Source organism: Actinoplanes sp. CA-252034, from assembly GCF_050956125.1.
GTDB lineage: Bacteria > Actinomycetota > Actinomycetes > Mycobacteriales > Micromonosporaceae > Actinoplanes.
Genome location: NZ_CP191846.1, coordinates 8,603,934 through 8,615,472 on the forward strand (window position 1 = coordinate 8,603,934; position 11,539 = coordinate 8,615,472).

Genomic DNA, 11,539 nt, shown 5'->3' on the forward strand with positions numbered 1-11,539 from the left:
GGACGTCTTCTAAGCTCCCGGGCATGGTCAGCCGATTCACCCCCGTGGCCCTCGGAGGCGCAGCCCTGCTGCTCGCCGCCGTGTCGGCCTGTGCCCCCGCAGACGAAGACGAGACGACCACCACACCGTCGGCCGCCCCCGCCGCGACGTGTGACCCGGCCTCATTGAAGACCCTGACCGCCGGAAAGCTCACCGTCGGCACCGACACCCCGGCCTACGAGCCCTGGTATGTCGACAACAAGCCGGACAACGGCAAGGGCTTCGAGTCCGCCGTCGCCTACCAGGTGGCCCAGCGTCTCGGTTACCAGCAGTCGGACGTGGTGTGGACCCAGGTCGGGTTCAACAACGCGATCGCGCCGGGCCCGAAGACGTTCGACGTCGACATCAACCAGTTCTCCATCACCGACGAGCGCAAGCAGGCGGTGGACTTCTCGTCGCCGTACTATCTCGTGCGCCAGACGGTGATCACCACCAAGGGCTCGAAGATCGCCGGCGCGAAGACGCTCGCCGAGATCAAGGACGCCAAGCTCGGCGCCCAGGTCGGGACCACCAGCTACCAGGCCATCACCGACGTGATCAAGCCGGCTGGGCAGCCACAGGTGTTCAACAACAACGACGACGCCAAGAAGGCGCTGGAGAACGGCACCGTCGACGGCATCGTGGTGGACCTGCCGACCGCGTTCTACATGACCGCGGCCGAGCTGAAGGACGGCGTCATCGTCGGCCAGTTGAGCCAGGTCGGTGTGCCCGAGCAGTTCGGCATCGTGCTCGACAAGGGCTCGCCGCTGACCGGCTGCGTCAGCAGGGCCGTCGACCAGCTCCGTCAGGACGGCACCCTCGCCGTGCTGGAGAAGACGTGGCTCGCCGACACCGCCGGGGCTCCCGAGCTCCAGTGACGTACCAGCCGAGCACCAGGCAACAGGAACGGATCGCCTACCGTCGCGGACGGGCGGTCCGTTCCGTTCTGCTGGCCGCCGCATCGACGGCCGTCGTCGGCGTCGCGCTCGCCGTCGGTATCACCGGGGCGCCCGGCTGGCAGCGGGTCAAGGAGTCCTTCTTCGACCTCGACACCGCCCGGAAGTACCTCCCGCAGATCCTCGAAGGGCTCTGGCTCAACCTGAAGCTGCTGGTGGTCTGCGCGACCCTGGCGCTGGCGCTGGGGCTGCTCGTCGCGGTGCTGCGGACCCTGCGCGGCCCGGTGTTCTTCCCGGTACGCGCCCTGGCCACCGGATACACGTACTCGTTCCGCGGCCTGCCGCTGATCATCGTGCTCTACCTGTTCGCGTTCGGCATCCCCGGGCTGCGGCTCAAGGGCACACCGGACGTGCTGGTGCTGGGCGCCGCGGCGATCACCGTGACCTATGGCGCCTACCTGGCCGAGGTGTTCCGGGCCGGCATCGAGTCGGTGCACCCGAGCCAGATCGCGGCGGCCCGGTCACTGGGCCTGAGCTACCGGCAGGCGATGCGGCACGTGGTGCTGCCGCAGGCGGTCCGCCGGGTCGCTCCGCCGCTGCTCAACGACACCGTGGCCCTGCAGAAGGACGTCGGCCTGATCTCGCTGGCCGGCCCGATCGACGCCATCCGGGCCGCCCAGATCGGCGTGGCCCAGGACGCCGACTTCACCCCGTACATCGTCGCCGGGGTCTTGTTCGTCCTGCTCGCCCTGCCGCTGATCGCGGTCACCGACTGGGTGACGCTGCGGGCGGCCCGCCGCCAGAACGCGGGGACCTGATGCTGCTCGAGTGCAAGGACGTCCGGAAGGTCTTCGGCGACAACGTCATCCTCGACGGGCTCACGCTCGACGTCGACGAGCACGAGGTGGTGGCCCTGATCGGCGCCTCCGGGTCGGGCAAGTCGACCCTGCTGCGCTGCGTCAACCTGCTCGCCGAGATCGACGACGGCACGATCCACCTGGACGGCGAGGAGATCACCGACCCCAGAGCCGACCCCGACCGGGTACGCCAGAGGATCGGGCTGGTCTTCCAGTCGTACAACCTGTTCCCGCACATGACGGTGCTGGACAACATCACGCTCGCGCCGGTACGCGTACACCGCAAGCCTGTGAAGGAGGCCAGGGAGCAGGCGATGATCTGGCTGGACCGGGTCGGCCTGGCCGACAAGTCGGGGGCCTACCCGGACCGGCTCTCCGGCGGCCAGCAGCAGCGCGTCGCCATCGTCCGCGCCCTGGTCAACAACCCCCGGTTGCTGCTGCTCGACGAGGTCACCTCGGCACTCGACCCGGAGCTGGTCGGCGAGGTGCTGTCGATGATCCGCGACCTCAAGGGCGAGGGCATGACGATGGTGCTGGCCACCCACGAGATGGGCTTCGCCAAGCAGGTCGCCGACCGGGTCGCCTTCCTGGACTCCGGCCGGGTCCTCGAACAGGGGCCACCGGAGCAGGTGCTCGGTGACCCCGTCGAGGCGCGGACCCGTCAGTTCCTGAAGAGGATCATCGAGGCCGGCCGGCTCTAGGCGGTGTTGACCAGGACACCGAGGTGGAGGGTGTTGTCGGAGGTGCCGGCGGTGTAGGACTTGAACACCTTGCCGTTGGTGTCGATCCGCGAGCTGTTGGCCGCCCATACACCATTGGTTCGAGCCCGGACCCAGGTGCCGCTCTTCGGCACCACTACCGCCAGGTGCAGCGTCCCGTCCGCCAGACCGGCCGCCGACACGTCGATCACCGCACCGTTGCTGTCCACTCGCGCCGAGTTCGCCGCCCACACACCATTCGTGCGCGTCCGGACCCACGTGCCACTGTTCGGCACCACCAGCGCCAGATGCAGCGAGTTGTCCGGCAGACCGGCGTACGCCACGTCGGTCACCGCACCGTTGGTGTCGATGTGCGTGCTGTTCGACGCCCACACCCCGGCAGCCGTACGCGACCGCAGCCACGTGCCACTGCCGGGCACCACCACCGCCAGGTTCAGCGTGCCGTCAGCCAGGCCCACCGCGGCGACGTCCGACACCGAGCCGTTCGCGTCCACCCGCGACGAGTTCGACGCCCAGACCCCCGCAGCCGTACGCGACCGGTGCCACACACCACTGCCCGGCACCAACACGAACACATGCAGAGTGCCGTCCGGCAGAGCCGCCGCCGCCACATCGGTGACCGCACCGTTCGTGTCGATCCGCGTCGCGTTGCCCGCCCACGCGCCCGACGCATTCTGCGCCCGCGCCCACGTGCCATTACCCGGCACCACCACGAACGTGTGCAGGGAGCCGTCCGTCGTGCCGGTCGCGGCCGTCGCCGTGACCGCCGCATTCGCATCGATCAGCGACGAATTCGCCGCCCACGTCCCGGCCGAGGTACGCGCCCGGTCGTACAGCGGACCGTGCGGGGCCGGCGGTGTCTCGTCGGCCGTCCACAGCTCGTCGACGATCTTCTGGGCGTCCGCGGCCTGCGGCTGGTACGCGCCGGGAAGGGCCGACTGCTGCACCTCCTGACAGACCGTGCCGATGGCGGTGGTCTTCCACGAGCCGTCCGGGTACTTGTCGAGCATCGAGTCGATGAACGCGTTCGTGGCGTAGACCGGGTCGAGCCGCTGGTCCCGAGTGCCCCACCAGGTCTGCTGCTGGAACAGGCCCAGGCTGGTGTGGTCGTACTCCTGGCTGATGTTCATCAGATCGCTCTCCACGACAGCCGTGGTGATCGCGATGACGGCGGCACGCTCGATCAGGCCGCGCTGGCGGATGGTGTCCACGATCATCCGGGCGCAGGAGACCCGGTAGGCCGTCATGACGTTCGCCAGGTCACCCTGGAGCACATTGTTGAGCCGGCCCGCGGCGGCGGAGTCGGCGCTCGTCGTGCCGTCCGCATCACAGGCCACCGTCTCGTACGCGAGAGCGGCCTGTGCCGGGGCGCCGGCCGCCACGGTCGCTGCACAGATCAGGGCCGCCAGTCCGGCGGTGGTCGAGGTTCGGTTCACGAGGGGTCTCACCTTCTTCGGCGCGCCACGTCCCCACCGGCTCGAACCGGGCCGATGGGGACGTGGCTGGAGGGGATGTCCGATCGCCTCAGGAGGCGGTGTTGACCAGGACGCCGAGGTGCAGCGTGTTGTTGGGAGTGCCGGCGGTGTAGGACTTGAACACCTTGCCGTTGGTGTCGATCCGCGAGCTGTTGGCCGCCCACGCACCCGCCGCCGACCGCGCCCGCACCCACGTGCCACTACCCGGCACGACCACGGCCAGATGCAGCGTGCCGTCAGCCAGACCGGCCGCCGACACATCCACCACCGCACCGTTGCCGTCGACCCGCGAGCTGTTGGCCGCCCACACGCCACCGATACGAGCCCGGACCCAGGTGCCGCTGTTGGGAACCAGAACAGCCAGGTAAAGCGAGTTGTCCGGCAGACCGGCGTACGCCACGTCGGTCACCGCACCGTTGGTGTCGATGTGCGTGCTGTTCGACGCCCACACCCCGGCAGCCGTACGCGACCGCAGCCACGTGCCACTGCCGGGCACCACCACCGCCAGGTTCAGCGTGCCGTCAGCCAGGCCCACCGCGGCGACGTCCGACACCGAGCCGTTCGCGTCCACCCGCGACGAGTTCGACGCCCAGACCCCCGCAGCCGTACGCGACCGGTGCCACACACCACTGCCCGGCACCAACACGAACACATGCAGAGTGCCGTCCGGCAGAGCCGCCGCCGCCACATCGGTGACCGCACCGTTCGTGTCGATCCGCGTCGCGTTGCCCGCCCACGCGCCCGACGCATTCTGCGCCCGCGCCCACGTGCCATTACCCGGCACCACCACGAACGTGTGCAGGGAGCCGTCCGTCGTGCCGGTCGCGGCCGTCGCCGTGACCGCCGCATTCGCATCGATCAGCGACGAATTCGCCGCCCACGTCCCGGCCGAGGTACGCGCCCGGTCGTACAGCGGACCGTGCGGGGCCGGCGGTGCGGTCCATTCCGCCACGGTCTCGCCGCGGAGCACGCTGAGCAGGGCCCGCTTGTTGTCGAAGCTCTCGACTTTGTCCCGGTCCTCGCTCAGGTGAATGTGCCACAGATGCGAATCGTCCGAGCTCGACGCGTAGTCGCCGCGAAAGTCCCAGCCCTCTACGTCGTTGTCGTTGTCGGCCTGGCCGAAGAACTCCTTCCAGCCGTCGAGCCGGGGGTCGGCGGAGTCCTGGCCGGAGGCGAGCAGGCGCTTGGAGTACTTGGCGATCCCGCTGTAGTCGGCGGCGGCGGCCCGGAAGTCCGCGGCGTCGACCACGCCGGCGTATTCGGAGGTGGCCAGTGCGGAAATGTTGGCCGAAGCGCTCTGGGCCTCCGGGAAGGTCCAGTCGTATGCGGCCGCCTTGTCCGACGGCCCGCCCTGGTCCTCGGCGTCCCGTACCGAGTAATTGTCTGAGGAGTTCCCGGCACGAGTGTTGTGGTAGCCGGGTTTGTTGGCGTAAATGCCTCCGCTCTGGGTGCCCGCCTCGAGCTCCAGAAGCTGCTCCATCAGCCATTCCGACGCGTCGGTGACGTAGTCGGCCGCGGCCGCGGGAGTCGCCGGGGCGACAGCGAAACCGGCCAGGAACGCCGCCGAGGCGGCGACAGTGGTCAGTCTCCTCATCAGAATTCGCAAAACAATCCCCATTTTGAATAGCGATTCCAATTACCGAATACTCGGCACGAAATGGATCCCCGTCCATTCCGAGGATCACGCTACACATCAGGACCGCAACAACAGCATCCCTTTATAGGTGAGGAGATTCACAGAAATCGATGGTTGACAGCATTAAAGCGAAAGCGATTCCCCGTGTCCGCCGCGAATTAATGCAACGGCCACGGACCATTATCGGACGCGGGATACAGAAGAGCCCGTCCCCTTTGCGGGGACGGGCTCTTCTCAAATCAGCGCTAGTGCTTGGAGACTTCGCGGATGGCGAGCGCGGCGTCCAGCACGGCGACCGTGCTCTGCCAGCCCTTGTCCTCGATCGAGTCCTCCAGGCCGGCCCGGTCCCGGGCCTGCCCGAGGCTGTGCACGGTGAGCACGCCGTGCGCGACCGGGGTGCCCTCGTCCAGCGCCACCCGGGTCAGGCCCGTGGTGACGGCGTCACACACATACTCGAAGTGCTGGGTCTCACCCTTGATCACGACGCCCAGAGCGACCACCGCGTCGACCTTGCGGGCCAGCGCCTGCGCGACCACCGGCAGCTCCACCGAGCCGGCCACGCGGGTGGTGACCACCTCCGTCACGCCACACGCCTCGGCGGCGGCCACCGCTCGGGCGATCATGTGCTCCACCAGGTCGTTGTGCCACCGTGAGCCGACGATGCCGAGCCGGAGCCCGGCAGCGTCGACGGTCTGCATGTGCGGATCACCGAAGCCGGCCATGTGTGTCCCCCTTCATCGTCATTGTTGCCCCGATCGGGGACTGGTTCAGGCCAACTCCGCGAACAGGTGACCCATCCGGTCCCGCTTGGTACGCAGGTACCGGACGTTCTCCGGGTGCAGGCGGACGGGCAGCTCCTCGCGGCCGATCACGCGTAGCCCGTACCCCTCGAGGCCCGCTCTCTTCGCCGGGTTGTTGGTGAGCAGGCGCATCGAGCGGATGCCGAGGTCGGCGAGGATCTGCGCCCCGGTGCCGTAGTCGCGGGCGTCCGCGGGCAGGCCCAGCTCGAGGTTGGCGTCGACCGTGTCGAAGCCGCGGTCCTGAAGTTGATAGGCCTGCAGTTTGTGCAGCAGGCCGATGCCGCGGCCCTCGTGGCCGCGCATGTAGAGGACCACCCCGCGCCCGGCCGCGGCGACCCGCTCCAGGGCCGCGTCCAGCTGCGGCCCGCAGTCGCAGCGCCGGGAGCCGAAGACATCGCCGGTGAGGCACTCGGAGTGCACCCGGACCAGCACGTCCTCGCCGTCGCCGAGGTCACCGAAGACCAGCGCCACGTGCTCGCCGTCGTCCGCGGCGGTACGGTAGCCGACCGCCGTGAAGACGCCGTGCTCGGTCGGCAGGACCGTCTCGACGACCCGCTCCACCTGGCTGCCCTCACGGAAGCGCAGGTAGGCGATCAGCTCCTCGATGGTGATCAGGGCGAGGTCGTGCTCGGCCGCGAACTTCTCGAGGTCGGGACGGCGCTGCATGGTGCCGTCGTCGTTGACCATCTCGCACAGCACCCCGGCCGGCCGGCAGCCGGCCAGCACCGCCAGGTCGATGGAGGCCTCGGTGTGACCGGCGCGACGCAGGACGCCGCCGGCCTTGGCCCGCAGCGGCACGACGTGGCCCGGCCGGTTGAAGTCGGTGGGCTCGCTGGAGGCCGACGCGAGCAGGCGGATGGTGTGCGCCCGGTCCGCGGCCGAGATGCCGGTGCTGACGCCGTGCTTCGCGTCGACCGTCACCGCGTAGGCGGTGCCCCGCGCGTCCTGGTTGGTGTGGAACATCGGTGGCAGGTCCAGCCGGTCCGCCTCGCTCTCGGGGAGCGGAACGCAGATGTACCCGGACGTATACCGCACCATGAAGGCGACCAGCTCGGGGGTGGCGTGCTCGGCCGCGAAGATGAGGTCGCCCTCGTTCTCCCGGTCCTCGTCGTCCACCACGATCACCGCCCTGCCGGCGGCTATGTCCGCGATCGCGCGCTCGACGTTCTCAAACATTGCGGCCCCCCAGCATCTTCTCCACGTATTTGGCGATCACGTCGACCTCGAGGTTGACCGGATCTCCGATGGCCTTGCTGCCCAGCACGGTCAGCTTCGACGTGGCCGGGATCATCCCGACCGCGAAGCTGTCCTCGTCGACCGACATGACCGTCAGCGACACGCCGTCGACGGTGATCGACCCTTTCTCCACCACGTATCTCGCCAGCTCGGGCGGCAGGGAGAACCGCACCACCTCCCACTGGTCGGCGGGCTCGCGGGCGATGATCCGCGCCACCCCGTCCACGTGGCCCTGCACCAGGTGCCCGCCGAGGCGGCTGCCCAGGGCGGCGGCCCGCTCCAGGTTGACGTTGCCGCCCTCGCGCAGGGCGCCCAGAGAGGTACGCCGCAGGGTCTCGCCCATCACGTCGGCGGTGAACACGCCGTCGACGTTGTCGATGACGGTGAGACAACAGCCGTTGACCGAGATCGAGTCGCCGTGGCGTGCGTCGGAGGTGACCAGCGGGCCACGGACGGCGATCACGGCGGAGTCCTCGGCACCCTCGGTCAGGCGCACGATCTCGCCCAGCTCTTCAACGATTCCGGTGAACATTCAGCTCTCCCTGGGAGGCAGGTGGTTGTCCTCTTGCTGCCGCGGATCGCGGTTCTCTTTGTGCCGCAGGTTCGCGGTGAACCGCAGATCGCCGCCGATCTGTGTGATGTCGGTGAAGTCGAGCTCGACGGCGTCGGCGATGGTGCCGATGCCGGCGTCCATCAGGGCGGCGCGACCGTCGCCGAGCAGTTTCGGCGCCACGTAGCCGACGACGCGGTCGATCAGCCCGGCGGCCAGGAAGCCGCCGGCCAGCGTCGGACCGCCCTCCAGCAGCACGTTGCGCACGCCACGGGCGAACAGTGCGATGAGCAGGGCCGTCAGGTCGACGCGGCCGTCCGGCCCGGCGCCCGCCGCGGCCGTCGTGACGATCCAGGTGGGTGCGGCCGCATCACGGACCCGGGCATTCTCCGGGGTACGCCCGGACGAGTCCACCACCACGCGCAGAGGCTGTTTGATCGCCAGCGTGCCGTCACGCAGGTCGCGCACGGTGAGCTGCGGATCGTCGGCGACCACCGTGCCGACGCCGGCCACGATCGCGTCGACGGTGCTGCGGAGCACATGCACGTCGGCCCGGGACTCGGCCGCCGAGATCCACTGGCTCGTGCCGTCGGCCGCGGCGGACCGCCCGTCGAGGGTGGCCGCGAACTTCCACGTCACGTAGGGCCGGCCCCGGCGCACCGCGGTCAGCCAGGCGATGTTGCCGGCCTCGGCCGCCTCCCGCCGCACCCCGGTGACCACCTCGATGCCGGCCGCCCGCAGCGTCGCCGCGCCACCGGCCGCCACCGGCGTCGGGTCGTCGACCGCGATCACCACCCGCCGCACCCCGGCGTTGACCAGCGCCTCGGCGCACGGACCGGTACGGCCGGTGTGGTTGCACGGCTCCAGCGTCACCACGCAGATCCCGCCGCGCGCCCGCTCACCGGCCTGGGCCAGGGCGACGATCTCGGCGTGCGGGCCTCCCGCATACGCGTGGAAGCCCTCGCCGACCACCTCGCCGCCGGGCCCGAGCAGCAGGCAGCCGACCACCGGGTTGGGACTGGTCGTGCCGAGGCCCCGGGCGGCCAGCGCGACAGCGCGGCGCATCGCCTCGTCCTCGGTCACCATCTGGCGGTCCTCTCACGCGGTGCTGTCACGCGCTGGAGAGGCTCACGGCCTGGGGAGAAACGCCAGGAATCGGACAATAAGGGTACGCTACGCGCACCCCGGACGGATCGCGCCGACGAAGGCACGACCCGCTCCGATCCCGCGCGCTGTCTCCCATCCGGACTGTCTGATCGGCTTCCCAGCCGGTCAACCGTCGGCCCTGGAGTCTCACCAGGTCCACCGTTTGCCTTGGTCAGGCAACCGGGTCGCGGGCTTACCGTCGCTTTCGCGTCGGATCACCGCCGGTTCGGAATTTCACCGAGTCCCGCCAGCGCGTGGTGGGTCACCCCCGAGTCTTGCACTACTTCGGGATTTTGCCACCTCCCTGGCGACCTACCTCACATCCGGCGCCGGTATTCCCACCAAGACACTGGGATATATCACTCGGATTCGCTGCGCCGCCGGTCGATCGCGACATAGGATCCGGGCTGCGATTTCGCGACCTTCTTCATCTCCGAGGCCACCGCGATCACGATGCGCGGATCGGTGAAGCGGCGCCCGTCCTCGGTCGCCTGCGCCACCCCGATCGAGAGCGTGACCAGTGCCGCCTTCTGCTTGTTGCCACGCCGGTCGGGCACCTCGATGTAGCCGCGCTGCGCGTCGCCCGGCTCGTACAGCCGGTCCGCCGCCTTCTCGAAGTCGTTCACCGTCCGCTGGGTCAGTGGCAGCACCTGATCGGGATGACAGATGAACACGAAGTCGTCGCCGCCGATGTGCCCCAGGAAGATCGACGGCTTACCGGTCTGCGAGGCCGCCCGCTGCAGGCTCCGGGCCAGGGCGATGATGAACTCGTCGCCACGGTCGAACCCGTACACGTCGTTGACGCTCTTGAACCGGTCGACGTCGATGTAGCCGACCGAGTAGTCGTCGCCGCCGCGCATCCGCTCGCTGATCTCGCGCCGCACCCGGGCGTTTCCCGGCAGGCCGGTCAGCGGCGACACCTCACGGGCGTCCTTGTGCCGGCGCAGAGTGTTGGTGACCCGGGCGATCAACTCCTCCAGGTCGAAGGGCTTGACCAGGTAGTCGTCGGCGCCCGCCTGCAGACCGTGCACCTTGTCACCGGTCAGGCCCATCGCGGTCAGCATGATCACCGGCAGGGCCGAGGTGAGCGGCTCGGCCCGGAGCTGACGGATCAGCTCGACCCCGTCCATCCGCGGCATCATCCAGTCGATCACCGCAAGGTCCGGCCGGTGCGTCTCCATCAGCTCGAGCGCCTCCTGGCCGTCCCGGGCCCGGATCACCTCGAAACCCCGCAGCTTCAGGTTGAACTCGACGAACCCGGCGATGTCCTGGTCGTCGTCGACCACCAGGATCAGGCTCGGTCCCTCTTCGGAGTCCAGCTCGGGATCGATCTCGGGGAGCGACTCAGCCGTGCTCATCGCGCCACCTCCGCCGCGCTCCGGCGTCGCTCAACAGTGCCGGCTGATTCGCTCGCGAGCTCCCTCATTGCACCTTCCTGCCAGCACCGGGGCGTAAGGCTCGATAATGGTCCCTTCCCGGGTCCTCACGCCAGTCCTCGGCCCACTTCGCGGCGGGTCGATCCGAGCCGCTTCACGCCCCGCTCATCCGGGCGGCGGCCAGAGCCCGCAGCTTGCGGACCGCCTCGGCCGGATCGGCGGCACCATAGACGGCCGTGCCCGCCACGAACGCGTCCGCACCCGCCTCGGCGGCCTGCTCGATGGTGTCGGCCGCGATGCCGCCGTCCACCTCGATACGGATCTCCAGGTCGTTGATCCGGGCCCGGCGGCGCACGTCACGCACCTTCTCCAGCAGCTCCGGCATGAACGACTGCCCACCGAAGCCCGCCTTGATCGTCATGATCAGGACGGTGTCGAGGTAGGGCAGCAGCTCCAGGTAGGGCTCCACCGGAGTGTCCCGGTCGATCGCCAGACCGGCCTTGGACCCGGCCGCCCGCAACGTCTTCGCCAGCGCCACCGGATCGTCACAGGCCTCCGCGTGGAAGGTCACGTTGTAGGCGCCGGCCTCGGCATACGCCGGTGCCCACCGCTGCGGGTCGGTGATCATCAGGTGCACGTCGAACGGGATGGTCGTCGCCTTGCGCAGGCTCTGCACCACCGGCAGGCCGATCGTCAGGTTGGGCACGAAATGGTTGTCCATGACATCCACATGGGCCCAGTCCGCCGCGCCCTCGATCGCCCGCACCTCCTCTGCCAGACGGGAGAAGTCGGAGGCGAGGATGCTCGGCGCGATGATGGGTTCCACGCGA

10 protein-coding genes, 1 pseudogene and 1 riboswitch are annotated in these 11,539 nt (G+C 69.3%); of the genes and pseudogenes, 3 read left to right on the top strand and 8 right to left on the bottom strand.

Going from position 1 to position 11,539, the window contains the following annotated elements; all coding sequences use genetic code 11:
- The first annotated feature begins 23 nt into the window (after positions 1-23).
- Genes ACQPZW_RS38945 through ACQPZW_RS38955 form a run of 3 tightly spaced genes read left to right on the top strand, consistent with a single transcriptional unit; the run spans position 24 to position 2,472 of the window.
- Positions 24-896: an ABC transporter substrate-binding protein gene (locus tag ACQPZW_RS38945; protein WP_433791027.1), complete on the top strand. Its 873-nt coding sequence runs from the start codon at positions 24-26 to the stop codon at positions 894-896.
- Entirely contained in the window at positions 893-1,732 is an 840-nt protein-coding gene (locus ACQPZW_RS38950) for an amino acid ABC transporter permease (protein WP_433791028.1), read from the top strand. The genes ACQPZW_RS38945 and ACQPZW_RS38950 overlap by 4 nt, the downstream gene beginning before the upstream one ends.
- The gene (locus ACQPZW_RS38955; RefSeq protein ID WP_433791029.1) at positions 1,732-2,472 is read left to right on the top strand and encodes an amino acid ABC transporter ATP-binding protein; all 741 of its coding nucleotides are present in this window, start codon (positions 1,732-1,734) and stop codon (positions 2,470-2,472) included. The genes ACQPZW_RS38950 and ACQPZW_RS38955 overlap by 1 nt, the downstream gene beginning before the upstream one ends.
- On the opposite strand, the gene ACQPZW_RS38960 is transcribed toward ACQPZW_RS38955, so the two are convergent.
- The 8 genes and pseudogenes from ACQPZW_RS38960 to rpe all read right to left on the bottom strand — a co-directional run bounded on the left by ACQPZW_RS38960 (position 2,469) and on the right by rpe (position 11,535).
- The gene (locus tag ACQPZW_RS38960) at positions 2,469-3,926 is read right to left on the bottom strand and encodes a hypothetical protein (protein WP_433791030.1); all 1,458 of its coding nucleotides are present in this window, start codon (positions 3,924-3,926) and stop codon (positions 2,469-2,471) included. The genes ACQPZW_RS38955 and ACQPZW_RS38960 overlap by 4 nt on opposite strands.
- Before the next feature lie 979 nt (positions 3,927-4,905).
- Positions 4,906-5,583, bottom strand: a pseudogene (locus ACQPZW_RS38965) (hypothetical protein); the annotation flags it as partial.
- A 263-nt stretch (positions 5,584-5,846) separates the two neighbouring features.
- Entirely contained in the window at positions 5,847-6,323 is a 477-nt protein-coding gene (gene ribH, locus ACQPZW_RS38970) for a 6,7-dimethyl-8-ribityllumazine synthase (protein ID WP_433791031.1), read from the bottom strand.
- A 45-nt stretch (positions 6,324-6,368) separates the two neighbouring features.
- A complete protein-coding gene (locus tag ACQPZW_RS38975; RefSeq protein WP_433791032.1) occupies positions 6,369-7,577 on the bottom strand; it encodes a bifunctional 3,4-dihydroxy-2-butanone-4-phosphate synthase/GTP cyclohydrolase II in 1,209 nt (402 codons plus the stop codon).
- Positions 7,570-8,169, bottom strand: coding sequence for a riboflavin synthase (locus tag ACQPZW_RS38980; protein ID WP_433791033.1), 600 nt, complete (start codon positions 8,167-8,169; stop codon positions 7,570-7,572). Before ACQPZW_RS38980 ends, ACQPZW_RS38975 begins: the two co-directional genes overlap by 8 nt.
- Positions 8,170-9,273: a bifunctional diaminohydroxyphosphoribosylaminopyrimidine deaminase/5-amino-6-(5-phosphoribosylamino)uracil reductase RibD gene (gene ribD / locus ACQPZW_RS38985; RefSeq protein ID WP_433791034.1), complete on the bottom strand. Its 1,104-nt coding sequence runs from the start codon at positions 9,271-9,273 to the stop codon at positions 8,170-8,172. It lies immediately after the preceding gene.
- Positions 9,274-9,414: 141 nt separating this feature from the next.
- Positions 9,415-9,589: riboswitch (FMN riboswitch) on the bottom strand.
- 103 nt (positions 9,590-9,692) lie between these two features.
- Positions 9,693-10,691, bottom strand: a complete 999-nt coding sequence (locus ACQPZW_RS38990; RefSeq protein WP_433791036.1) for a GGDEF domain-containing response regulator — start codon at positions 10,689-10,691, stop codon at positions 9,693-9,695.
- Between the two features lie 172 nt (positions 10,692-10,863).
- A complete protein-coding gene (gene rpe / locus ACQPZW_RS38995; protein ID WP_433791037.1) occupies positions 10,864-11,535 on the bottom strand; it encodes a ribulose-phosphate 3-epimerase in 672 nt (223 codons plus the stop codon).
- Positions 11,536-11,539: the final 4 nt, after the last annotated feature.